At 43.1% G+C, this 23,108-nt stretch carries 25 protein-coding genes and 1 pseudogene; 22 read left to right on the top strand and 4 right to left on the bottom strand.

Features of this window, described 5'->3' with window-relative positions; genetic code table 11:
- Positions 1–132: 132 nt before the first annotated feature.
- Positions 133–928: pseudogene (locus tag P0078_RS16930) on the bottom strand (IS110 family transposase).
- Positions 929–1,055: 127 nt separating this feature from the next.
- On the opposite strand from P0078_RS16930, the gene P0078_RS16925 reads away from it, so the two are divergent.
- From P0078_RS16925 to P0078_RS16885, 9 genes are all read left to right on the top strand, one after another.
- On the top strand, positions 1,056–1,535 hold the full coding sequence (locus P0078_RS16925) for a hypothetical protein (protein WP_282931097.1): 480 nt from the start codon (positions 1,056–1,058) through the stop codon (positions 1,533–1,535).
- Between the two features lie 236 nt (positions 1,536–1,771).
- Positions 1,772–2,014, top strand: a complete 243-nt coding sequence (locus P0078_RS16920) for a hypothetical protein (RefSeq protein ID WP_282931096.1) — start codon at positions 1,772–1,774, stop codon at positions 2,012–2,014.
- Positions 2,015–2,250: 236 nt separating this feature from the next.
- Positions 2,251–2,724 (top strand): hypothetical protein, encoded by a 474-nt coding sequence (locus tag P0078_RS16915; RefSeq protein ID WP_282931095.1) that lies wholly within the window; start codon positions 2,251–2,253, stop codon positions 2,722–2,724.
- 43 nt (positions 2,725–2,767) lie between these two features.
- Positions 2,768–3,328 carry a hypothetical protein gene (locus P0078_RS16910; protein WP_282931094.1) on the top strand — a complete coding sequence of 187 codons (561 nt, stop codon included), beginning with the start codon at positions 2,768–2,770 and terminating at the stop codon, positions 3,326–3,328.
- Between the two features lie 615 nt (positions 3,329–3,943).
- Positions 3,944–4,540, top strand: a complete 597-nt coding sequence (locus P0078_RS16905; RefSeq protein ID WP_282931093.1) for a hypothetical protein — start codon at positions 3,944–3,946, stop codon at positions 4,538–4,540.
- 107 nt (positions 4,541–4,647) lie between these two features.
- On the top strand, positions 4,648–4,923 hold the full coding sequence (locus P0078_RS16900) for a CarD family transcriptional regulator (protein WP_282931092.1): 276 nt from the start codon (positions 4,648–4,650) through the stop codon (positions 4,921–4,923).
- 83 nt (positions 4,924–5,006) lie between these two features.
- Entirely contained in the window at positions 5,007–5,549 is a 543-nt protein-coding gene (locus P0078_RS16895; protein WP_282931091.1) for a hypothetical protein, read from the top strand.
- Positions 5,550–5,591: 42 nt separating this feature from the next.
- Positions 5,592–6,020 carry a hypothetical protein gene (locus P0078_RS16890; protein WP_282931090.1) on the top strand — a complete coding sequence of 143 codons (429 nt, stop codon included), beginning with the start codon at positions 5,592–5,594 and terminating at the stop codon, positions 6,018–6,020.
- A 459-nt stretch (positions 6,021–6,479) separates the two neighbouring features.
- A complete protein-coding gene (locus tag P0078_RS16885) occupies positions 6,480–6,875 on the top strand; it encodes a hypothetical protein (RefSeq protein ID WP_282931089.1) in 396 nt (131 codons plus the stop codon).
- Between the two features lie 189 nt (positions 6,876–7,064).
- Here P0078_RS16885 and P0078_RS24775 read toward each other — a convergent pair whose 3' ends face one another.
- Positions 7,065–7,229, bottom strand: a complete 165-nt coding sequence (locus P0078_RS24775; RefSeq protein ID WP_502867281.1) for a transposase — start codon at positions 7,227–7,229, stop codon at positions 7,065–7,067.
- A gap of 822 nt (positions 7,230–8,051) precedes the next feature.
- Between P0078_RS24775 and P0078_RS16875 the strand changes: the two genes are divergently transcribed.
- The gene (locus P0078_RS16875) at positions 8,052–8,498 is read left to right on the top strand and encodes a hypothetical protein (RefSeq protein ID WP_282931088.1); all 447 of its coding nucleotides are present in this window, start codon (positions 8,052–8,054) and stop codon (positions 8,496–8,498) included.
- 123 nt (positions 8,499–8,621) lie between these two features.
- Here the strand turns inward: P0078_RS16875 and csrA are convergent, their stop codons facing one another.
- The gene (csrA, locus tag P0078_RS16870; RefSeq protein WP_108732074.1) at positions 8,622–8,810 is read right to left on the bottom strand and encodes a carbon storage regulator CsrA; all 189 of its coding nucleotides are present in this window, start codon (positions 8,808–8,810) and stop codon (positions 8,622–8,624) included.
- Positions 8,811–10,093: 1,283 nt separating this feature from the next.
- On the opposite strand from csrA, the gene P0078_RS16865 reads away from it, so the two are divergent.
- From P0078_RS16865 to P0078_RS16810, 12 genes are all read left to right on the top strand, one after another.
- The gene (locus tag P0078_RS16865; protein WP_282931087.1) at positions 10,094–10,387 is read left to right on the top strand and encodes a hypothetical protein; all 294 of its coding nucleotides are present in this window, start codon (positions 10,094–10,096) and stop codon (positions 10,385–10,387) included.
- A gap of 451 nt (positions 10,388–10,838) precedes the next feature.
- On the top strand, positions 10,839–11,225 hold the full coding sequence (locus tag P0078_RS16860) for a recombinase family protein (RefSeq protein WP_282931086.1): 387 nt from the start codon (positions 10,839–10,841) through the stop codon (positions 11,223–11,225).
- Between the two features lie 100 nt (positions 11,226–11,325).
- Entirely contained in the window at positions 11,326–11,856 is a 531-nt protein-coding gene (locus P0078_RS16855; RefSeq protein WP_282931085.1) for a hypothetical protein, read from the top strand.
- 75 nt (positions 11,857–11,931) lie between these two features.
- Complete coding sequence (locus tag P0078_RS16850; protein WP_282931084.1) at positions 11,932–12,414, top strand: hypothetical protein; 483 nt, start codon at positions 11,932–11,934, stop codon at positions 12,412–12,414.
- A 794-nt stretch (positions 12,415–13,208) separates the two neighbouring features.
- Positions 13,209–13,472, top strand: a complete 264-nt coding sequence (locus tag P0078_RS16845; RefSeq protein WP_282931083.1) for a hypothetical protein — start codon at positions 13,209–13,211, stop codon at positions 13,470–13,472.
- A gap of 84 nt (positions 13,473–13,556) precedes the next feature.
- Positions 13,557–13,889, top strand: a complete 333-nt coding sequence (locus P0078_RS16840) for a hypothetical protein (protein ID WP_282931082.1) — start codon at positions 13,557–13,559, stop codon at positions 13,887–13,889.
- 1,168 nt (positions 13,890–15,057) lie between these two features.
- A complete protein-coding gene (locus tag P0078_RS16835; protein WP_282931081.1) occupies positions 15,058–15,558 on the top strand; it encodes a hypothetical protein in 501 nt (166 codons plus the stop codon).
- 2 nt (positions 15,559–15,560) lie between these two features.
- Complete coding sequence (locus P0078_RS16830; RefSeq protein WP_282931080.1) at positions 15,561–15,893, top strand: hypothetical protein; 333 nt, start codon at positions 15,561–15,563, stop codon at positions 15,891–15,893.
- Between the two features lie 144 nt (positions 15,894–16,037).
- Positions 16,038–16,475, top strand: coding sequence for a DUF8479 domain-containing protein (locus P0078_RS16825; protein ID WP_282931079.1), 438 nt, complete (start codon positions 16,038–16,040; stop codon positions 16,473–16,475).
- A 66-nt stretch (positions 16,476–16,541) separates the two neighbouring features.
- Complete coding sequence (locus P0078_RS16820) at positions 16,542–16,928, top strand: Imm50 family immunity protein (RefSeq protein ID WP_282931078.1); 387 nt, start codon at positions 16,542–16,544, stop codon at positions 16,926–16,928.
- Positions 16,929–17,454: 526 nt separating this feature from the next.
- Positions 17,455–19,980, top strand: a complete 2,526-nt coding sequence (locus P0078_RS16815; protein ID WP_282931077.1) for a plasma-membrane proton-efflux P-type ATPase — start codon at positions 17,455–17,457, stop codon at positions 19,978–19,980.
- 39 nt (positions 19,981–20,019) lie between these two features.
- On the top strand, positions 20,020–20,853 hold the full coding sequence (locus P0078_RS16810) for a polyphosphate kinase 2 family protein (protein WP_282931076.1): 834 nt from the start codon (positions 20,020–20,022) through the stop codon (positions 20,851–20,853).
- 91 nt (positions 20,854–20,944) lie between these two features.
- Here P0078_RS16810 and P0078_RS16805 read toward each other — a convergent pair whose 3' ends face one another.
- A complete protein-coding gene (locus P0078_RS16805; protein WP_282931075.1) occupies positions 20,945–22,750 on the bottom strand; it encodes an Ig-like domain-containing protein in 1,806 nt (601 codons plus the stop codon).
- Positions 22,751–23,108: the final 358 nt, after the last annotated feature.

The raw sequence follows: 23,108 nt of genomic DNA, 5'->3' as shown, positions 1-23,108 counted from the left end.
CATTCCAGTTCTTGCGTTCTACTATGTGCTAGTGATTGTTCTAGGTTACTTGGAGGCTATCCATTCTTCTACAAGACGTGAACTCGTATGCAAAAAGTAGCTAACAAGTGACTATGTTTGCTCGTCAAGTTTTTAAGCCATACTTTCATCCCAGTAGGTGTTATTTTTCACCATTGTATTCAGGATCGTAATCTGCTTTCTCATGCAGGCAATCAGAGCGACCTTTTTAGGTTTGCCTGCGTCGACTAATCGCTTATACATCGGCTTTAGTTTTGGATGATGCTGAATGGCCGACATGATGAAGACAAACAAAACTGTTCGTACACGATGCCTTCCTCCTCGAATATATCGTTTGCCCTGGAAGCTGCCGCTATCACGGTTCATTGGGGCGATATCGACAAGTGCAGCGATTTCTTTACGGTTCAATTTTTCTATCTCGGGAAGTTCACTTATCAACGTATAAGCCAATACATTTCCGACTTCTTTAACGCTCAACAATAGGTCGCGCCTTTGCCGCCACTCAGACACCCTGTTATCCTGTTGTTTGTCGATACCTTGTAACTCTTTCTTGATGGTGTTTAGAATGGCCTGTATAGGTTTGTGCACTGATTTAGGCATCCTCTGAAGCCGATTCTTTTGCATTGTGCTCACCTCTAAACACTGACTTCTTACCGCCAGTAAGTCACTGATATCCCTAGATTTTTCTGGCTTTAGCTCCGATAGTCTTGGCTTCATGGCCTCACCAAAATGTGCAATATCCATTGCATCTAACTTGTCAGTTTTGGCGAGGCGCCCTGCGGATTTAGCAAAGCTTCTTAATGCCATTTTTATCATTGGCAACACTAAAGAATTGGCCAGTAGGTCTCACATAAATATCGAGTTGTTTACTGCTGGTATCGATACCGACATTGATCTCTTGAGGTTCCATAAGATAAGCTATCTCCGCCTTGCTATTCGGGCTCGAGGCCCGAATGACTATTCGAGTTATGCCTAGTGAGTGCTTATCACGTTCATACTTGTTATCGGTCTTTTACGAACCAGCCAAGCAGCGAACTGTGACAAACAAGGCCTTCGGTGGCCGCCGAAGATGGGTCTCAATTTACCCGTTAGCGAAAACGATTTTCAACATCAGAATCGGGCAAGAACAACCATACAAGCGCATGCATGATGAGAAGGTTATGGGTTTTAAAATATCTGGAGCACTAAATTTTCTTTGCGTCTTTTATTTTCTTACTATCTGGGCAATTCTATTACTTGTTGCCCAGCCAGAGGCACTAAGTACATATGAAGCGGCAAAGAGTAGCTTGATCTATGTACTTACAGAGAATGGTTCAGAATTTTTTTATTTGAGTATTGCATCAATGCTTGTTTGTTTTTCTTGTGGCGTATTTCTCTTCCTAAGAAAATACCCCGAACAAACAATGTATGTCATAGGTTTTCATGCTCTAATAAGTTTTTATTTTTATGATTGGTCGCTAGCATTATCTATTGGCCTGCCATTGTTATTCTTTAATAAGATACGCGTAAATGCATAACAAGGCTATCAACCAATGTCACTTCGTGGCTGGACAGCCTAAAGCGCGCTTCGCACATGGCTGCCGGTTATGACCGCATTAGGTGAAGGTATGAGACACAACGTCATATTTTTGATTTTGCTAGTCATATTTTGTAATGGAATGGCACTCGCTTCTCAAGAAGGTGCGAGATATTTCTGGAATTTGATATTGATGCTGGCGTAGCGCGGACACAAGGGGGCGCTGCTAATAATAAAATGCGAAATCTCAGTATTAGTGCTTTCGGAAAGGTTTTTGACCTGGATCAATCACAGCTAGCTATGCTTGATGGAACCATTATAAATGGTATCCAAATTTCAAGTGAGGCTGGCTATCCCACCTTAGGCGGGGAAACTATATACATTAAACTATTTATGGGGTTTACTTCTGGTGAGTACGATAGTAAGTACATCATCATGTCTGAGGAGTCGGGCTTGGAGATTAAATCCAAGCTTCGTTGAATAGGCCAAGCAGCATGCTCCGGGGCTTCGCCCCTCTGCGGGACACCCAACGCTGTTGGCGGCGTTCAGGCTGTAGAAAAACTAATGTGCACCTATGACCCTTCAAGTGCAGTTAGATATTGGCCATAAAAGGTGGTTCTTCGTAAATTCTGATTTCGCTATTCACTGATGAATAGGATAATTTTCACGTAAAATTACAATACGAAAAGAGGGCTGTATTTTTCTACACCCTCGTTATGGCTAAGGTAACTATGCTCAAATATATCGCTATAGTTTTATTGGTTTTCTCACAACTTGCTATATCTAGTGAAATTGAAGTCGCTGATGTTCATGAAAACTATCTCAGTGGATCTCTGCCTATGCCTTACGGTTCATTTAAGGTAAGCGTTTCCTTGTACGAAGGTAATCGTGATGTTTCAAAAGTTGAAATAAATGTCGGCGCTCTTACTTTCTCGGTGCGAAAAGAGCGGCTCGTAAAACTAAAAAGTGTGAATCTTTCTTCCGTATTTGTCGGCCATGAGATATACCGATCAGAAAGCATGCCTTACGAGAAATTGGATGCCAGTTCCAGTGATCTACTCATAGTAAATATCTCTTCGACTGAAGGCTTTTCTAGGGATGATGTTTGGTACACTGATTACTACACAATTTTAATAAATTTGGAATCTCAACAGCTAGATGTATCCAAGTTTGAATATGCTAAGCCATAACAATGCAAGCCAGTCTGGCGCTTTAGTCTTCAAGGCGTGAATTTTGGCAACAAGTTTTATAAGTGAGCATTCGGCTGAGTTTGTGTTAGTGCCTAGAATGAAAGCTCTCTTAGAGAAAAGGTTTTCGACTGTTGTACCAATCTTCCCTTGGCTTTCAAGAGAGTTTGGAAATAGGGCAAAAAACACTCACGGCTTCTTAGGGTTTCATGTTTTAGCACTCTTCCCTAGGAGACCGAAGGTTTCTGATGATAATGAAGTGCTCGTAACAATAAATGGCGAGTTATCAGTATATAAAGCAATTGGTGCAGAGCATGGAATCACTGTCCTTGCTGGATGCCCTAAGGCTACTAATCTCTGGGAATTAGCATCATGCGACGAGTGTGCATGGATAGATATAGATGGCTATTACGACTATTTAGAAAACATTGATTGCTTAGATAGTAAACTACTAACAGATGATGAAGTTATTGAATCAGTATCTCGTGGGGAGGTACATACAATGGATAGTCTAGAGAATTTTATACGAGAAACTCGTTATGTATTGCCGGCTGGTTTCTTTGGCATGCGGTATAAGCCAGTATATTTTTTGGCTAAAAAACACTAACAAATCAATCAGCTTCGCGTCTTTTCAGGCGCCGGACGCAGCAAAGCTGCGCCGGTTATTGAGGCATTAAGGTTCCCTATGAAATTGCGAGGAAATAGGGGTATTGATCGTGTTCCAACTAAAAAAGAGCGTATATTTACGATCGTAGTTTCCCCTCATTATCTGCACATTTACTGGAATAGTATCTTACTTCAGGATACTTATGTTCCTTAATGGAGAAGCTTCACTTTTAAGCTACTCGTTTTTCTATGTAACTTTCCTTCTATCCCTTTGGGCGTCGATTCGTGCATGTGTAAGTCGCGTATCGAAACCTAGTGGAGTTGCAATTATGGCTGTTGGCTCATTCCTATTCTTAAGTGGTGTAGCATTCCTATTTATCCCTTATAGCAATGCTTTTCAAGAAAATTTGGTTTTATAGGGCCCTTCGGCGGTACCACCATCTTCCTTCAAGGGTTGCGTAAGCTAAATTCGCCTTAACAAAGTTATCAAGCATCGCGAGCCGGCTAGACCTCCACTCCGTTGCTTCGTTTGCAGTTTAACGCTACGCTACCGCAAACAAACCAACTCCATTCCAGCCGCTTATAATGGCGCTATAAGCAACCAAGGGTTTACAGTATGAGACTAATTTTATTAATAATCACTTCTATGATTATTCTCGGTTGTGCTTCCGCTCCAATTGGAAAAACTGAACCCCAAAAGAATAATGAGCAACTAAGTGAACAACTTACGCTTGAGGAATTCTGTCAGAAGAACGAGTGTAGGAAAGATATTCACATAAAGTTCAGGACTGACGGAGAGCCAGTTGACAAAAAAGTGGACATGTATTGGCCAAGAGTATTTAATGATGTTATCTCTGTACTCCCGGGTGAATCGTTTTATGTAGAAGCCGACGTAGCTAACGGAAAGCTCGTCAACCTAAAAGAAGTACCAGAGGTGGTTAGCCCAGAAAAAACAATCACCATTAAGTTCTCTCAAATGGATGAGAAAACAATGATGATGTTATCTCTATCAAACCCATTTGAGGATGTAATACTGAAGTTCAATATGGAAATGATAGATTTCAACGGCAACCCTCATCAGACAAGTAGCTGCCCAGTTATACCAGGTGGTTCAATTTATGAATCATGGCCACACGCAATTCCTGAGCTGATCATAAAGAATCCAGTGGCCAAACTCAAAGATGAAATGGAGTCATTAGTTTGTATTTACTAAAAGCTCATACCAAGGCAATCGACTATGCGCCTACGGCGCTAGACAGCCAAAGCTACGCTTTAGCTCTCGGTTATTAAAGCGTTATGTACCTTAAGTAAGGAATGTACATGCTGAAGAAAATGGATGCAGTTGAACTAGAAAGTCTTGAAGTTAATGGTATTGGCTTCGTGACACCAGGAATGAAGATAGTGCATCCAATGTTTGGTGCAGGGGAAGTAGAAAGTATTTTTGAGTTCGTTGAATCTGGCGAAAATACAATCCGAATAAATTTTGATCAGCATGGATCAAAAGCATTAGTACCAAAATATGCTAAGTTATCAGCTCCAAAACCAAAGAACAAAAAGGGCTCCTTTCTTAGTAGCCTATTTAAGCGAAGTAACTAATGTATAAAAAATTTAGACACAATCGCCTTCGCCTGGAAACGCTTACAGCGCGCCTGTGCTAAAGATGTTAGGGTAACTTGTGGATGAATGTATTTGAGAGGCTAGAAGAGCTCAGTAATGATAGTAGCTTCTACCTGAAGGCCCTTAATTTGAGTTTTCAACCATCTGAAGTAGAAAGCGATCTTTATATCTTTAGTGCTCTAGCTTCTGAGCTTGAAAGCGAGCATGCAGCTTATAAAAAGCAACTACTTGATGTAAATTGGCGTTCGCACTTGATCGCATATATGTGTCTCATAGTCTCGGAGAATAGAACTCACTTGGAAGACCTAAAGAGCTGCTTTAAAAATGGTAGTATGGTCAGCCCTCAAATTGCTGTTGCAATTGCTCGTCTTCATTTCAGGGAAATGATGGACTTTTTCCCCAGCTATATAAATAGCGGTCATGGGGCAGAGTCTTCTGCCCAGATAGGGGCATCACTAATACTTTTACAATCAATGTTCGTGCCTGAATTCGCTTTTCCAAAATCGCAGTTGAACATTGAGCGTTTCTACTTAGGGCTATCGGTTGCGCAGCATCATTCTCGTTTTTGGCTTAAACATAGAGGCAGTGCTCGGGTTCAGCCCTAACAAAGCGCTGCAAGGTGGCATCTTACTTTGTGCACAAATAAAATGAAGAGATTTCTATTTACTCTGGTATTTTTTGCACCTCTTAAATTACTTGCTTTAGATGTTGAAGTTCTATCAAATAGTGAAATAAAAAATCTATATGGAGTTTGGATTGAACTAGCAGAAAAGTCCATTCAGGAATATAACGATTTTGTTGTATATGCACTATTTGTTTTGAAGTTTGAGGAACTGGAGGAGAGGGAGCTGGGTAGAATTGAGGTGACTGAACATACCTCTATTCCTAAAGTAAGCGAGGTAATCTCGAATACTGGTTTAACTGAGTATGATTATGAGGTTATGGGTGAGTCGGCACGCGTACTAGGTTGTATTGGTAGTGAAAGCCTAGAGTATACTTACTTCCGTTTATATTATTACTCAAAAGGTGCTCCAACAATTCTGCTTGTAGCACCACTAATTGAACAAAGCACATAACAATGCCATAAAAAAACGCGCTTTCAGTGCTGGACTCGCAACAAGTTGCTCGCCTTTTATGGCAGCGTTATGCATAGGTCTAATCTCAAAGTTCGCTGATGACGTCGAAAAGGCATCGATAGAAAAATCGAGACTCCGTCATGAGGGGAGCTTGCTTTTGGGAAAAAGCTTTTCAATTTACGGCATATGTTGCTCGCTGTATTTACTGGTGGCTTCGTATCTTTTGTAAAGCTATACCAGCTTATAACCTATGGGCATTGCGAGGCCAAAGGAGCAAAAGTAGATGGTGCTGTGGGCTATGGTATTGCCTTTTTCCTTCTAGTAATTTTCATAGCCCTACTTATTGCAACCATTAAAGACTGGCGGAGAAGCTAATGCATAATAAACAGCAGAACGATTGCCACAAATCATGGCGGCTGGCTACGCTCGCGTTTTTTGTCGGCATTACAAGGCATTAGCATGATTGCAAAAATTACGTTAATAATTCTTCTTTGTTTTTCAAATTTATGTCTTGCGAGCACAGTAATACAGCTAGAAACAGAACAAAAACGACAAGAAATTCATCTCCGGCAAGAAAACACCAAAGGTTTTATTTCCATCTTAGAAGATGGCAAGGACTTCTCGGTGCTAAAACTGAAACTACCTAAGCTGACAGATGATGAACTAGAATTTAGTGAGGTCGTTCTTTCAAATGGCGCAAACAATATTGTCAGGCTTCCACTGCACAGCTTTGGAATTAACCTGCAAGAGTATGTTGGTGTTGAAATAAATAAAAATATAGTTATGGTGGCCACATTCAAACTTACTTATACCAATACCATTTATATAGTTGAGTGCCAAATCTATGATTTGTAAAAAACTGTAACAAGTACAGCCCAGCAAGCTGGGCCAGGCCTTTAATCAGGCAACTCCTAACAAGTGACTTTAATTACTCGTCAAGTTATGAAGCCATACTTTCATCCCAGTAGGTATTGTTTTTCAGGATCATAATCTGCTTTCTCATACAAGCAATCAGAGCGACCTTTTTAGGCTTGCCAGCATCGACTAACCGCTGATACATCGATTGCCCTGGAAGCTACCGCTATCATGGTTCATCGGGGCGATACCGACAAGTGCAGCAATTTCTTTACGGTTCAATTTTCCTAGCTCGGAAAGTTCACTCATCAACGTATAAGCCAATACATTTCCGACCCTTTTAGCGCTCAACAATAGATCGCGCCTTTGCCGCCACTCAGACACACTGTTAACCAGTTTATCCAGTTGTTTGTCGATTCTTTGTATCTCTTTTAATGGTGTTTAGAACGATCTGTATAGGTTTGTGCACTGATTTAGGCATCCTCTGAAGCCGATTTTTTGCATTGTGCTCATCTCTAAATACTGACTTCTTACAGTCAGTAAGTCACTAATCCCTCTGAGTTTTTCTAGCTTAAGCGCGGATATTCTTGGGGAGACGTCCTGCGGATTTGGCGAAGCTTCTTATTTGAGACGGGTTGCAAACAACAACAGGTAATCCTGCTTTGTCAGCGGCGCAAACAAACTCTAATTCGAGTCTTCCTGTAGACTCTATTAATACTCTTTGAGGTTTAAGAGGTTGTAGTTGTTTAATAGTATCCCTTATGTAATTTTTATCATTAGCAATACTAAAGAATTGGCCAGTAGGTCTCACATAAATATCGAGTTATTTACTACTGGTATCGATACCGACCTTGATCTCTTGAAGTTTCCTAAGATAAGCTATCTCCGCCTTGCTATTCGGGCTCGAGACCCACATGACTATTCGAGTTATGCCTAGTGAGTGTCTGTCACGTTCCTGCTTGTTAACAGCCTTTATAAACCGATGCAGCAACGAACTGTGACAACATGGCCTTCGGTAGCCGTCGAAGGTGGGTCTAAATTTACCCGTTAGCGAAAAGAATTTTTAACATCAGAATCGGACAAGAACAACCATACAAGCACCAGCAAAACGTACGAGGAAAATAGGTACTTAACTCGCAACAACTTCCTCGCCTTTATGATGAGCATTAGGTTTTTATGAGAGCGATCGTTTACTTCAGAGATTTCTTAGTGCTAGTTGGCGGCATAACGCTAATCGTATTGAGCTTTGATGCCTACAACTTTTTATTTCCAAGTAAGCCTGAGCCTCGACCAGATTTATTTGATTGGAGTGTTGTTGGTGAGTATCCGAATTCTGACAATACAGTGATTGCAGTTCTTGAGCGTGGCGTATCAAACACTAGGGTCAATACGGCACCTTTCTATCACATAAAGTTACAAACATTAGAAAACTCTAGTGAGTGGCAAAATCACTGGATGATCTGGAATAGCCAAGTTAATCAACCTCCGAGTATCCAATGGATTGATCAAAGTAATATCGAGATTAAACAAATCAGCTATAGAGTTTGGGAGTACGAGCCATCCGTAGAGTTAAATGGTAAAACCTATTGGGTTCATTTAAATGTATTACAAACAAAACCCTAACAATAACACTAAATACGTTCCCTATTGGTCGCCGGGCGCGCAAAAAAGCCGCGCACCGTTTATGTGAGCATTAACCCTATAGCCAGGCGGACTCACGCTGCTTCTTAGCAGCGCTCTATAATCTCAACCAACTCCATCCCCCAGCACCCTCTCCTTTTGGACGCGTCTATAGATTTCCTCACGGTGAACGGGTAGAGATTTGGGAGCACGTATTCCTATCTTTACCTGATTACCCTTAACTTCCAGCACTGTAATTGAGACGTTCGCTCCAATCCGTAAGTTTTCACCCGTCCGGCGCTTTAAGATCAACATAATTGCTTCCTATGAATACTCAAACCATGCGTAGACCTCCCTGAATGGAAGGAATTGGAAGTAACTTTTAAGGAAAGCGAGGTGGGGCGCGAGAACGGTAGGCATAGAAGTAGAAAGGGCAGGCACAACGCTTCCAGAGCCTGGGGACACGCTCCAAGCTGCTGAATGGACTCCACTTTATTGAAGACGAGCGGGTTTCTAGCGTATGATCCATATAGCCATTTTGATAGTACGTGTATCAATTTGGTTAGCTGGCCCTAGGTGTTAGCGCACCTTGGGTCAGCGCCTTTTACTTACTTTTACGTCACGCTACCGTTCTCCTTTGAGGGAATGGTTTTTAGAAAATTCTTGATTCTCTCGAATCTCTTTGGTCGCCGGTCTTCAGAAGGCTGTTTAATGGCGACCCAAATACCGATAAATATCCACCGATTTTACGCAGCTTTGACACTAAAACAAACTTAATAAAATCCAATAAGATTATTTTTGTGCCTATATTTTTCGTTGTTCACGTTTTGAAAATTTTGGTTGCACATAAAAATGGCTAAAAAAATTAATATCCCCACCCACTCCCATACCTGAATTCAGAAAACAATAGATCATCAATACTGCTGAAATGTCTTCCACATATCTACAGAAAATATCTCTCGATATACCAAAATAGCCTGCAGACTTTTAGGATATTACTGCGAGGTTCAGGGGCATCTGAACAACCCACTGATACTTCTACTTACAGGACAATCGCAGTCAGACCGCAGCTTTGCAGGAATATCTAGACTTTAAAAGAAGGCGCTACAGCGTGTATGAATCACTCTGAAAGCCCTGCAGATCGGGCCTTGAAGACAATAGCTGTTGTCTCGCAACGCTTGCAAAGGACTACGGTTATTCGCGGCGAACTGCGCCTAACATCTATAGTCTTCAAGATCCGTAGAGGTATTACGAAGTTATTCAGAGGCAGCCTAGATACTTCACCCCCCAACTAGTGCCAATCTGTAGAAGTTGGTGAGTGCTAGCTCAGGGATTTACGATCATATTGACCGTGATATTGGAGAACAAGGAGACACACCGAAAAATAATAGTTAAATCAGTGGGTTACGGTCTAGTGTTAAAATTGGGATAGTAGTCAAAGTGATCGTTTTTTCAGTTTGCACGGTCGTATCAGGATGCTTTAAGTCTATGGTTTTAAATAAAAATTTAGGCTTTGGTGTAGAAATTGATTCTGAGATAACAATCAGGATAATAGTGGTCAGAATGATTACTATATAAATGTGCCCAGGAGCATCAGCATGAATAAATGGATTCTTGCCTTCATATTATCGGTAGTATCAATGTCTTCTTTCGCCGATGATATGTATCAAGAGTATGATCGCCAAGTCGAAAAATTCTGGGAACAATCTCAGGAGTCTGATCGCCAGCTTGAAATTACGAGAAAGCAAGCTGAAGCTACCGATGGACTTCTGAAACAGCAAAAGGCCCAACTAGAGCGCAATACCCGACTGATGGACCGCTGGGAAAAGATCTTAGAGCGCCAAGAAAAATTGCTTGAGCTCGAGGAGGCCAAAGCTAGTGCGGGCACATAACGAGTCAAGGCTGCAAGGGCGCTTCGCGCCAGGGCAGCCTAACGGCCGCCCCAGCTTGAAGCATTATTGTGGCGGTCGGTTTTATTGATTTTTCGTGGTAACTGAAGGTTTAGTGCCACTAAATAGCATCCGGTGTTGAGCAATTTTACTGATTGCTATTCAAGCAGTTTCGTTCCTAGAGTATTCGCTCGAGTGTTGTAAAAAGAGGCCGTCCGGTGCAATTTCACGGAGTGCCAGTAAGATAGGAATTGGTTGGGGAAAGTGCGGTATTCTTTCCTCGTAAATATTGGGCAGCGGCCAGCCAAACTGTGGCTGGCAAAGTGCTAGTAGTCAGTTCTGAGCGCGCCAGCCATAACCAGGCTAGTCAAGCTCGCCCAACCCCTTCGGGGCTGGACTGGACAGCATACACGTTGCTTCGGCTGCCCTTGATAGCGGCGTTAAGCACTAGATCATGCGCACTATATTTTTCGAAACTGACCAGTTTAATCTCACAAAAGAGCATGACCAGTTTATTAATCCAGGTTGCTTTGGTGAAGATTTTGCCAATTGGTTAAAACCTCACCTCGAAAATAGTGGTATTGAAGTGTCTGATATCTACCAGGAAGACTGGGGTTGGGAAATAGATTGCAGTGGTTACTATCTGGGAGTTGGCGGGCTTCCCGAAAACGACTCATCCAATCTGGGTGAGTGGAGGGTCATGATCACCAAGAAGAGATCATTTGTTGAGGTTATCTTTAGCAAAAATAGGCTTTCACGTGATGAGGTTATTTTGTCTCAGTTATTCAGCATTCTAAATGCTGCGGGTTTCACTAAAGTTAGGCACAAGGAAAATGCTTAACAATGCAAGGCAACATCGCCCACTGCGTGGGCTGGACCTCCATTTCGCAGCTTCACTGCTATATTACGGCCGTTGCTTGCGGCGTTAAAAGGCTTTGAGAATGTCGAGAAAACTCAAAATCACGATCGTTATAGCGTGCGTAGTGGCAGCACTACTTGCTGCCACATACTGGTTCCTGATTAAAACGCTAGAGCCTAAAATACCTGAACCAAAATCTGATGTACCCATAACGTATAAAATTGGGTGGTGGGGCTACCAAGACGACCTAGTAATCGACGTATTAGAAACCAAAGAAATATACTCCAACTTGTACTTATTTAATTCCAAGGCTGTTATCGAGTACAGATTGAGAGGAACTATCAAAAACAAACCAATGTGGAAACCTTATATAAAATCAGTATTCCTTAGTGAGCGCTGGCATGGTAATCCTGAAAACTTCAAAGGAAATGCTGGGGAAGTTATTTTGACTCCTGTTGTAGGCGTGAAGGAAGATCAAGCGTATACGGGGGAAAGAGTTTCTTTCGATCTTAAAGTACAAGACTATTTACAGGCCGGAGGATGGGGTACAAATACTTATCTGGTAAAAGCACAAGACAAGGAACAAAAAATTGTACTCCAGCAGAGTAAGTAGCCGTCTAACCAGGCCAAGCAACAGGACCCGCGCAAGCGCGGGCCTCTGTTGGCGGCATTATGAGCAGTGAGAGAAATGAACATCGAGCAAGCATTTAAAGGTAAGGTCGCAGAGCACTTAGAAAACCTGAGTGAGGATTTGAGGCCTATTCTCAAAAAATTAATAGAGTTCGATTATCCCAAAGAGGTTGATACGCTCGTATTTGAGATTTTCGTTGATGGGTTCTCGTCAGGATTCCCAGTTCGGGCATTCTTTATGGATAAAGATAATTCAGAGCACTTTATCTACGTAGATGGAAAAGCAGAATACCCCTCACCCGTAGATCCAGGTTTCTTGAAAATCGAACACGTATACCCGTATGAGCTAGAAGAAGAGTATACAAGCAAAGATGAGTCGCTTGCCCCATGGGATATCGCTACAAATGAACTAATTGAGTGGTTCTCAAAATGTTGGCAAGCTGTGGGCGGTCAGGGCTTTAATTTGAAGGCTAATATTGCACCGCACGACAGTAACCATCAATTCAATTTGGTAGAAAGTAAGTGGCAAAACCGGTGGTAGCTCATAAATCAGGTAACCGGTAGTTTCTAGCTACCGGCCCCCACACCACCCATCGTGCGGGTCCGCAATGGGCGGTTCCTATCCGTAATAAATCTCTACCCAACGATAGTGTCGAGCAGATCTTCATTTGAGTTGAGTGTCATGGCAGTGCGCTACATCAACTTTAACCGACTGGAAACATATCAGTAGGCTAGCCCTGTCTTTCAACTCGTGGATTTAGGTTCAGGCCTTCACCCTGTCCAAGGTATTAATCCTAGCATTTGGCTACTATGCCGTCTGCTGACTTCTTTTTAATCACCCTACTCATTATTGAGTGGAGCACTACTGTATTCCATCATTTTTTCTATCCCCGCGATGGTGGCTAGCGAGTTGGGCCTATTTATGAGTTAGCGGCCACACTGACAGCTTCACAGCGGCAAGATAAACAGATCTCCCCAGATAAGAACGTGAACTTTCACTACACAACTGCATCATTTACTCTACTCGTTAGATCACATGGCTTCGGTGTCCCTGGCCACCTCGCCTCCAGGCTAAGCCTTATATGATATTTCTGTCCGTCAGCTCGTAGTTTTGCTAGCGGCTTCCTCTCCACAAGACCTCGCGGTATTGCAGTTGCCATTCGCTAGTAGTTAGCATTTAATGGAACCCATTAAACGGTGATCTTCCTACAGGGGACTTTCACCCCACTAGTTCACGCCCATGCTGGGCGTACCAAACGCAGGCACAACGACGGCTTTTTCGTTGCGGCGTCGCCTCCACTACAAAGCCTCGTGTGCTGCGGGCGTTAAATGGTTATGCAATACGAATCTGGGGAAGAGGTACGGCTGGGTGATATCGTAGAATACGATGTCGACCCAAACGAATATGTATCTGCAAGTGTTGTAATGTTAGGCGAAGATTACTCACACAGTGAACTAGAAGAAAGCTTCTTACAATGGGTTACAACAGATAACGTTCTCGAAAATGATAACGTCGTTGTCGAAGTAGAACATGAAAAAGGCAACTATATGTTTACAACACTCTGTTGTGTCAAACTACTAAAAAGAGAAGGTGTCTAAACATGCATTTAACCAAGCTAGGCACCGGACTACGCACTGCGTGCTTCGCTCGGTGCTAGCGGCGTTAAAGGGCCGGCATAGAAAATGCGTATATTTATACTATTAATTCTTTTTATATCTGTTAATAGTTTCGGCTGCGATAATGCAACAGAGAGCTTTTATGCCAGGGCAAACCTAAAAGTATTTCCGGAGAAAGTCTCAGGGGAGATTAGTAGCGAAGAAGCAAAACAGAGGGAGGTTAACGGAGAGGCATATTATATTCAGCTTGTTTGTGATTCTGGTGACGTTTTGATGTTAACAAAGCGGCTTAATGGGAAGGTGTATTTCCAAATTGATTACTTAGATAATGCTCAAGGAATCTATGGAAAGATCACAACAAACTCAGAAGGTAAAACTACTAAATATGTGCACGAGTAGGGCCTCTAAACCGGGTAGCCGGTAGTTTCTAGATACCGGCCCCCACACCACCCATCGTGCGGGTCCGCAATGGGCGGTTCCCTATCCGTAATGAATCTCTACCCAACGATAGTGTTGAGCAGCTCTTCATTTGAGTCGAGTGTCATGGCAGTGCGCTACGTCAATTTTATATCCGGCTGGCAACACATCGGTAGGCTAGCCCTGTCTTTTAACTCGTAGAGTTTGGGTTCAGGCCTTCACCCTGTCCAGAATATTAAACTTGGCATTTGGCTACCATGCCCTCGGCTGACTTCTGTTTAATCACCTTGATCATTGCTGACCGAGGCGCTTCTGTGTTCCACCATTTGTTTTTAATCTCCGCTATGGTGGCTAGCGGGCAGGGCCTATTTATGAGTCAGCAGCCGCGCTGACAGCTTCACAGCGGCAAGCTAAACAGATCTCCCCAGATAAGAACGTGAACTTTCACTACACAACTGCATCATTTACTCTACCCGTTAGACCACATGGCTTTGGTATCCTTGGCTACCTCGCCTCCAGGCTAAGCCTTATATGATGTTTCTGCCCGTCAATTCGTAGTTTTGCTAGCGGCTTCCTCCCCTCAAGACCTCGCGGTATTGCAGTTGCCATTCGCTAGTAGTTAGCATTTAATGGACCCATTAAATGGTGATCCTCCTACAGGGGACTTTCACCCCATTAGTTCACGCCCATGCTGGGCGTACCAAGGGCTGCCTAACCGGCAGCCCCTTCTTAAGGCGTTATTGTGGCGGTCAATTATTAGATAGTTTGTAGTTGCTGCAAGTAACAATCTCTACCTGAACACGCTTCGCCAGAGAGTTCTCCTGCAAACTGGTACCGCAGTTTCGTTCAAGTCCTTCATTTTAAGTCAACAAGTTCTGCAAGTTAGCTGCCGCATTGTGGAGTGCCAATCAGATAGTTAATTGGTGGGGAAAGTATGGTATTTTTCCCTGTAAATTTATTGGGTTGTGGCCAGCCTAAGTTGACTGGCAGAGAGCAAGTAGATTATTCAGTGCGCGCCAGCTATACGCCCAGCCGGAGGCTGGGCTGGACAGCCGGAGGCTGGGCTGGACAGCCTACGCTTCGCTTCGGCTGCCCTTGCTAGCAACGTTAGGGCAAAAAATCTAAAGTTCTTCACAAATGGAGGAAGAGTATGAAGAAAAAGTTAGAAGATAGTAAATATACGATCTTGGGACCTGATGACCTTTGGAAGTTCTATAACGGGGTGGCTGGAATATATCGTGGTGGTGGTAATACATTAGACTCAAAAATAGTGCGAGCCAGTGGCCCAAGAGTGAAAGATATTACTGTCATCCACGACCCTGACCATGAAATAGAGATGGTCATTCCAAATCCGAGCAAGGGACTCTCATTTGCTAGTAACATCAAAAAATTATCCAAAAATCCAGTAATATCGGGTTACGTTTGGGTCCTACCAAGAGGAGAATGTTTACCTGAGGGGTTGGTTTTTAATGTAAAAGACTTCACACATCCGCTTCTGAATGTTTCTCGCAAAATGTCACTTGCTGAATTTACTGAAAAACTAAAAGTGTTGGCTAGTAAGTTAAAGTCAACAAAGGTGAAGATAGAAAAAGGCACTGGTCGCATAATCGAAGAGTTTCCGGGTGCCCTTAAGAAGGCAGAGGCAATCTAAGCATGTCTAAAAGAAATATTTATTTCCCTAACGAACTGATTAAAGAGCTAAATGAAATTGTAGTTAATCAAGGATATGACGCTCTGTTGCATGTGTTTAAAAATATTGATTTGGACAATTCAGAATATTTATCAATTGATGAGAATGAAGCAAAGCTATTAATGCGTTTGGCTGATATTGAGATGTCTAAAGCAATTTTAATGTATCCTTTCACTGATGACGAAGAGGAAAATTACGATCCAGCTCATGAGGAGAAGTATGATGATGTAATGATGGGTATTTATGAGAAAACATATTATTACATACAATCCGAATATGGTGACCTAGAGAGCTAGAATCCTTAACAAACTGCTGCATACCGACACATACTGCTACGCTCGTTTTTGTGTGTCGCTAGCGCCACTTTACACAAAAACGCTCTCCGCAGTATGTGCGGGTGAGCGGAGCGTTAACCATAGAAGTGAGTGAATTAGAGTAAAATGGAAAATAAGATAAGCAAAAAGAATATAATCCTAGTAACCGCAGCTACCGCAATAGGTTCTGCCTTAGGGAGTTTTGCCGTCAAAGATCTATTTAAAGAAAATGTAGATCAGAATGATCGCCTAAAGAAAGTAGCCGAAGAGACAAATAAGCTGTTGCCGATGATCATAGATTCAGAAACGCGCCTAGACAGCACTGTCGGCTTAAATAACACATTCACATATATTTATACGCTTACCAATTACTCATTTGATGAAATTGATGCATCTACTCTAGAACAGAATCTGTCTCCAAAAGTACTTAACAATTACTGCTCATCTTCGGATATGAAGCAATTTGTAGATCACGGAGTTACCGTAAATTTCAGATACCTTGGAAAAGCCGGCAAGCAAATCCTCAACCTTTCTCATCAACCTTCAGATTGTAAAAATGGTTAACAACGCCAGGCAGTAAATCTCCGGCTGCCCTTGCTAGCGGCGTTATGCAATCCATAGAGTGACCATATGTGGTTAGACTATCTTAATTCAAGAGAGGCACTAGACAGGATCTTTCAAGACCAGGTATTCGGAGAAGTTGTAGAGCTTATACGGATGTCATTTGAAGATCGAGATGTCAAAATCGAGTTTGATCTTCGTGAATGGCCAGAAAACGCTCCAAGAAAATGGAGCGATCAGAAACTTAATACAGTTCAAGTAACAATTGTTCTGGGGGCCTGTACACAGATTCACATGAAAGATTGGGCGTCAGAGAATATCGGCGAATTTAGGGTAAAAAAAATTAAGGGAAGTGATCTATATTCGTTCAAATTTGTATCTTCTTCTGGTACATATTTTAGCTGCATTTGCGATGTTTTGTTCTTTACAAAGGTTTCGGCATATCAAAATGCATAGCAAGCAGCACGAATGCCCGAAAAAAGACGCCGGGCAGGACGGCCTACATTACGCTTCGCTTTATTTCGGCCTCCCGTGTGCTGGGCGTTAAGTTTAAGACTTACCCACGCTTAGTAGACACCCTGTATAGTTAGGCTTCAGCCTATCATGATAGTGCACTATAAGCTAAAGAGAACTTAGGCATATACGGAAAGCACCTGCATATAGCCTATACCTTGAGCCTGTTGGACAAGGACTAGCAAAGATTTACTATTCGAAACCCCGGAGAAAAACCGAGACGTTATCGAGATAGGCTAATCCTGCAGCTTAATCAGCTGTCACTGATATACCCCTTTCAATGGCCCACAGGAGTAGTGGTTTTTCATGCCAGTAGGATACCGGCTTTTTTGCCTTTGACTCTATGCCTTCAAATTTCTGTTACCGCCGTCACCAATGTCCACTTAGCGAGTGGCGCAAACTGCTAGATTGAAATATCCATTGCTGGAACAGACTCCATAGGTAAACCTTTGTCATTGGGAAACCCAAAGTGCAAAGTCAAGAATCATCGCCAAATAATCAAAACAACAGCGATCAGCAATCGTTAGATTTGCAGAACGCTGATATTGATGCAGTTTACAATGAACTAAACACGTCACCCGCCGGCCTCACAAAAAATGAAGCCAGCGCCCGCCTGCAAAAATATGGTCCCAATACCATTCAGGAGAGGGAGCAAAGCGCACTCGCTAAGTTCTTGCGATTTTTCTGGGGCCCCATTCCCTGGATGATTGAAGCGGCCGCATTGCTTTCTGCATTAATTGGCCACTGGCCCGATTTCGCCATCATTATGGCCCTGCTTCTATACAACGCGATTGCCGGGTTTTGGCAGGAACACAAAGCTGCCAATGCGCTGGCAGCACTGAAGGCCAGCATGGCCCCCAAAGCCAATGTATTAAGGGATGGGGGGTATCAATCCATCGATGCGGCGATGGTGGTCCCAGGGGATATAGTGCGAATCAAGCTAGGGCAAGTCGTGCCCGCTGATGTGCGATTTACCGAAGGGAAATCCATCAGTATTGATCAAGCTGCCCTTACCGGAGAATCTCTACCCGTCAGTAAGAGCATCGGTGATATCGGCTATTCCAGCAGTATCGCTAAACGGGGGGAGATGACCGCTGTTGTCATTGGTACCGGGCACAATACATTCTTTGGGCGCACCGCCCAACTTGTTGCAGGCGCTGGGCAAAGTGCCTCACATTCGCAGAAAGCCGTCACCCATATCGGTGACTTCCTCATCGTGTTGTGTTTAGTGCTGGCCGTTATTCTGGTGGGTACAGAGTTATACCGCGATATCGTGGTTGCGGAAACATGGCACTGGTCAGATATCATCAATATCCTTCGCACTGTACTGGTATTGCTGATCGCTTCGATTCCCGTTGCCATGCCTTCGGTCATTACTGTGACCAATGCTCTCGGTGCCCTGGCGCTATCCCGTAAAAAAGCGATCGTCTCGCGGCTGGAATCCATCGAAGAATTGGCCGGTGTTGATATCCTCTGCTCAGATAAAACTGGCACCCTCACCAAGAACCAATTGTGTCTCGAAGAACCTACCTTATTCAGCGCGAAAAAGAACGACCAGTTAATTCTTGCCGCCGCTATCGCATCTGAAGCAGGCGCCAGTGATCCAATTGATCAAGCAATTTTTGCCGGCCTGAAAAATAAGGAAGAACTGAAGAAATATAAGGTTGAGGAATTCACTCCATTTGATCCGGTGAGCAAACGCACTGAGGTTAAGGTACAGGATCAGGACGGGCAAACCCTATATTTCAGCAAAGGGGCCCCCCAGGCTATTGTCGACTTATGTAACTTGAGTGGTGCGGAGGCCGACAAAGCCACTGCTTGTGTGCAACAACAGGCCTCCAGGGGACTGCGCTCCCTGGGCGTTGCGCAGAAGGCAAACGGTTCATCGTGGCAATTCCTGGGTATTCTGTCTCTTGAAGACCCACCTCGGGATGACTCCAAAGACACTATTCAGCGTGCACGGGAACACGGGCTTCAAGTAAAAATGATTACGGGCGACGATGTGGCTATCGGCAAGGAAATCGCTACTCAAGTCGGTATTGGAACAAATATTTTCGCTGCCAGTAGTGTGTTTACAAAGTCCCAGGATATGGACCACCTGCCATCTACTATCGTCGATACCGTTGAGCGTGCAGATGGATTTGGGCGAGTGTTTCCCGAACATAAATATGCCATTGTGAAAGCATTGCAAGGCAGGGGTCACCAGGTTGCCATGACTGGCGATGGTGTGAATGATGCGCCAGCCCTTAAGCAAGCTGATTGCGGTATCGCCGTTAGCGGTGCAACCGACGCCGCACGCGCGGCAGCAGCCATTATCCTGACCTCTCCCGGGCTATCTACCATCGTCGATGCCATTGATGAAGCCCGAAAAATATTTGAACGCATTATTAATTACGTACTTTTTCGGGTATCCATGACCCTGGATATTATGGTGGTGGTTGTCTTTGCTACCATAATGTTCGGTTTCTCGCCCCTAACCCCGGTTATGATCGTACTAGTGGCTCTTCTTGATGACATCCCCATTATGACCATTGCCTACGATAATACCCTGCTTCCCAAGGAACCTGTGCATTGGCAAATGCGAGACCTATTACTGGGCTCTAGCATTATCGGCCTTTTTTCTATTGCTCAAACAATGGGTATTCTCTTTATTGGAATGGAATGGCTCAATAACACCCACTGGCAATCCTGGATTGCATTAAATAAAGAGCAAATTCAAACTATCGTATTTTTACAGATCGTAGCGGGAGGACATCTACTGTTATTCGTTGTGCGCTCACGTACAGCTTTCTTTTCAAAACCACTACCCGCATTCCCTCTGTTTATCGCAATTGTTGGCACCCAAGCGTTTACCGTACTGATGTGTGGATTCGGCTGGCTGGTGCCGGCAATACCCTGGACTATAATCGGTCTGGTATGGCTATACATGATTATCTGGATGTTTTTCCTGGACCTGGTCAAGAAACTTCTTTATCGAAGATTAAGTGATATCTGAGCCACCTACAAAAGCCTAACAAAGGTAGGCAGTCGAACTATGAATTGTTTCGAAGATTTCAGGGTAAAGCCTGACAGCAAGATAAAGCTCTCCGAAATAGATCCGGGCTTCAAACATTGTTACGAAAGTCGTGAAGAGGCACTCCCAGATACCCAGCGTATAGATGAGCAGATACGTTCATTCACTTACAAGCTTTACGCTGAGCGTAAAACATCTCTACTTATCTGCTTGCAGGGAATAGATGCCTCGGGGAAAGATGGCACCATCAAGCATGTATTGGGCGCAACAAATCCACAAATGTGTAGAGCGATTTCCTTTAAGGAACCTTCAAAAGAAGAGAGCGAGCATGATTTCTTATGGCGATATCATAAAGTAACCCCTGCTCGTGGGCATATATCAATCTTTAACCGCTCTCAGTATGAGGGGGTGCTGATTGAGCGAGTGCATAGCCTGGTTCCGATGGACATTTGGAGCAAACGCTATGAACAAATTAACAACTTTGAAAAATTACTCTCTGAAAGCAACACAATAATACTGAAATTTTTCCTTTACATCAGCCAGGATGAGCAGTTGGAGAGATTCAAGCAACGTATTGATGATCCCGCCAAACAGTGGAAAATCAGCGAAAGTGATTATACTGAGGCAAAATATTGGGATGAGTATATCTGTGCTTTTGAAGATATGCTAAATCAATGCAGCACCGAATACGCGCCCTGGTTTGTTATCCCCGCAAACCACAAATGGTTCCGGGACTTGGCTGTAGCCTCAATTATTTCTGAAGCATTAAAGAAGTTAAACCCCCAGTTTCCTGCCCCCACCGTCAACCTGGAAGAGATAAAAACCAAGTATCATCAACTTAAGAATTTGCAATAAACTAAATCCCTAAAAAGTGAGAGAGATGGTAAATTTATTTACCATCTCTCTTAGCTATAATTTCAATCTAGCCAAGTCAATCTAGAAAGCACTACTGCGACTTAAACACCAAGATCCTATTATTCATTGAGTCAGTAACAAACAGATTATCTTTATAACCAAAGACTCCTGTTGGAAGGCCTAAAGTGGATGCACTAGGTAGTTCACCGGTATCATAAACTCCGTCTTGATTAGAGTCATTATAAGCAGATTTTACAAAATCACTTTGCCCCAAAACAGAATCCGCAGCAGCATAATTTTCTTCAGGCCACTGATCCCAAATTAACACTCGGTTATTCTCTGTATCAGTTACGAATAGCTGAATTCCATTTGACCAAATCCCTAACCAGGGATAAAGTAAATCCTTTTCCGTTGCATTATCCGGCCACTCAGCAACTCTAAAATTTTCCTGCCCAAGTACAACATCTGCCGCAGCATAGTTTTCTGTGGGAAATTCATTCCAGAGCAAAATTCTATTGTTTTCAGAATCTAAAATTGCAAGCTTATCTCCATCACTCCAGACTGCACTAGGGTAAGCAAGATTTTGAGCTGTTGGCCCCCCGCTATTACCATCCAAATCGGTATTAGCGGCGCAACTCTCCAGTGTAGGCTGACCAATAGCTAAGCTTGCAATTGTATTATCTTCTGTTGGAATACTATTCCAAACCAACACGCGAGAGTTAACTTCATCTACAGCTATAATCTTCCCGTCAACTATAATGGCAGATGCTAGTGTGCTAAAGCTATCACATCCTTCGTCTCCCTTGCCCCATGGCCCTAAAACCACTTCAGGAGCTGCCGTCCCATCCATAGGGACTTGATTATAAAGCGAAATCCGTCTTTCCCCCTCCGCCTGAGAAACAACTAACTTACCGTCATTAATACTGGCCTGAATTGGCGTTTGTAGTGTCTTTCTATCATCAGATGAATCGGAGCTATCCAGACTATCGACACCTATAGCAAAATCAGCAGAAGTCCCATTCGAGGAAGGTATTTCATTAAATACCAAGACACGATGATTTTCTCGATCCGTTATAAATAGTTTTCCATCAGAACTAACGGCAGAAGTACCAACCGGAAAACCTCCAAGATTTTTAGCACTGAGCCCTGTATCTATGTCTGAAAAATTATCCTGACCAATCACCACTGACGCCGGAGTAAAGTTCTCGAAATACATCGGCACAGTAAAACTGCTGTTTACTGTAGGAATGGAATTTCCTGCTAAATCCATTACATCAACGTTGATTGTGCGTTTCTGTCCGGCGATCCAGTATTCTTTTGGAGTAACGGTTAGCGTATCATTTTCAACGGCGGTAGCAGACCAAACAACCTTATAGTCATCTTCAAGTAATATTCCGCTTAATTGAAGACTATCTGTATCCATAGTCTCAGAAAATTGCAGTTTGAAAGAATCATTCTTTTCCAGGCGAATATTCTGCGGAAATATACTATTTACAGTAGGGGCAATGTTCTCAACTTGATACTTGACGGTAATCTCCGTCATTTGATTACCAGCGCCGTCCTGAGCATTGATTACTAGGGATAGCTCTTCCCCTTCCCCCCAAACATCGTTCGGTCTCAGCTCTAATGAATCTTCACTAACTTGGTATAGCTCCCCGAGTTCCTGCATAGAACCAGACAGTGAGATATCACCTAGCTCTACTGGTTCATCAAAAGTCAGTAATACCCTACCACCTTCTTCGATAGTACTACCACCTGCAGGAATAAGGGTCAAACTGGGTGCAGTAATATCACCAGTCTCTTCAGGAGATTTTCCTCCACCTGATCCTCCGTTACAACCGTATAGCGATGAGACAATAGCAAGGCAAAGAGTTGCTTTTAAAAACTGAACTTTCATTTCTTCCCCAAGAAAATGTTTACTTATCAACACAGGACCATGCTAATTTATTTCTCACAAAGAAATGACACGAGAACAAGCAATTTATATCGATTGTCAGAAGTAACGCGTTTTATGGCGGAAATTGGCGCACAACTTTAAGTAAACACTTCCAATTAGTACTAATGCCCCATAATCATATTTGGCTTTTAATGAAAGAGTTTCCTCCTAGCACGAAAAAATTAACTGCAGATCACTAATTTCAACCTAAACGCAATCACATCCAGGAAATTGTCGATTCTTGATTTCCCTACTATTAAAATGGGAACAACATCATCTATTACAGATATATCACCTCAAATAATAAATCAAGAGTTTA

This window comes from Microbulbifer sp. VAAF005, assembly GCF_030012985.1.
GTDB lineage: Bacteria > Pseudomonadota > Gammaproteobacteria > Pseudomonadales > Cellvibrionaceae > Microbulbifer.
Note: the sequence above shows the minus strand (reverse complement) of the source record. Positions and strands in the feature narration are given on the sequence as shown.

What these genes read in the sequence shown, in the direction of transcription:
- P0078_RS16920 (WP_282931096.1), top strand. Translation starts at nt 1,772, where the DNA reads ATGCGAAATCTCAGTATTAGTGCTTTCGGAAAGGTTTTTGACCTGGAT.
- P0078_RS16915 (WP_282931095.1), top strand. Translation starts at nt 2,251, where the DNA reads ATGGCTAAGGTAACTATGCTCAAATATATCGCTATAGTTTTATTGGTT.
- P0078_RS16905 (WP_282931093.1), top strand. Translation starts at nt 3,944, where the DNA reads ATGAGACTAATTTTATTAATAATCACTTCTATGATTATTCTCGGTTGT.
- P0078_RS16900 (WP_282931092.1), top strand. Translation starts at nt 4,648, where the DNA reads ATGCTGAAGAAAATGGATGCAGTTGAACTAGAAAGTCTTGAAGTTAAT.
- P0078_RS16895 (WP_282931091.1), top strand. Translation starts at nt 5,007, where the DNA reads ATGAATGTATTTGAGAGGCTAGAAGAGCTCAGTAATGATAGTAGCTTC.
- P0078_RS16890 (WP_282931090.1), top strand. Translation starts at nt 5,592, where the DNA reads ATGAAGAGATTTCTATTTACTCTGGTATTTTTTGCACCTCTTAAATTA.
- P0078_RS16885 (WP_282931089.1), top strand. Translation starts at nt 6,480, where the DNA reads ATGATTGCAAAAATTACGTTAATAATTCTTCTTTGTTTTTCAAATTTA.
- P0078_RS16875 (WP_282931088.1), top strand. Translation starts at nt 8,052, where the DNA reads ATGAGAGCGATCGTTTACTTCAGAGATTTCTTAGTGCTAGTTGGCGGC.
- csrA (WP_108732074.1), bottom strand. Translation starts at nt 8,810, where the DNA reads ATGTTGATCTTAAAGCGCCGGACGGGTGAAAACTTACGGATTGGAGCG.
- P0078_RS16865 (WP_282931087.1), top strand. Translation starts at nt 10,094, where the DNA reads ATGAATAAATGGATTCTTGCCTTCATATTATCGGTAGTATCAATGTCT.
- P0078_RS16860 (WP_282931086.1), top strand. Translation starts at nt 10,839, where the DNA reads ATGCGCACTATATTTTTCGAAACTGACCAGTTTAATCTCACAAAAGAG.
- P0078_RS16855 (WP_282931085.1), top strand. Translation starts at nt 11,326, where the DNA reads ATGTCGAGAAAACTCAAAATCACGATCGTTATAGCGTGCGTAGTGGCA.
- P0078_RS16850 (WP_282931084.1), top strand. Translation starts at nt 11,932, where the DNA reads ATGAACATCGAGCAAGCATTTAAAGGTAAGGTCGCAGAGCACTTAGAA.
- P0078_RS16845 (WP_282931083.1), top strand. Translation starts at nt 13,209, where the DNA reads ATGCAATACGAATCTGGGGAAGAGGTACGGCTGGGTGATATCGTAGAA.
- P0078_RS16840 (WP_282931082.1), top strand. Translation starts at nt 13,557, where the DNA reads ATGCGTATATTTATACTATTAATTCTTTTTATATCTGTTAATAGTTTC.
- P0078_RS16835 (WP_282931081.1), top strand. Translation starts at nt 15,058, where the DNA reads ATGAAGAAAAAGTTAGAAGATAGTAAATATACGATCTTGGGACCTGAT.
- P0078_RS16830 (WP_282931080.1), top strand. Translation starts at nt 15,561, where the DNA reads ATGTCTAAAAGAAATATTTATTTCCCTAACGAACTGATTAAAGAGCTA.
- P0078_RS16825 (WP_282931079.1), top strand. Translation starts at nt 16,038, where the DNA reads ATGGAAAATAAGATAAGCAAAAAGAATATAATCCTAGTAACCGCAGCT.
- P0078_RS16820 (WP_282931078.1), top strand. Translation starts at nt 16,542, where the DNA reads ATGTGGTTAGACTATCTTAATTCAAGAGAGGCACTAGACAGGATCTTT.
- P0078_RS16810 (WP_282931076.1), top strand. Translation starts at nt 20,020, where the DNA reads ATGAATTGTTTCGAAGATTTCAGGGTAAAGCCTGACAGCAAGATAAAG.
- P0078_RS16805 (WP_282931075.1), bottom strand. Translation starts at nt 22,750, where the DNA reads ATGAAAGTTCAGTTTTTAAAAGCAACTCTTTGCCTTGCTATTGTCTCA.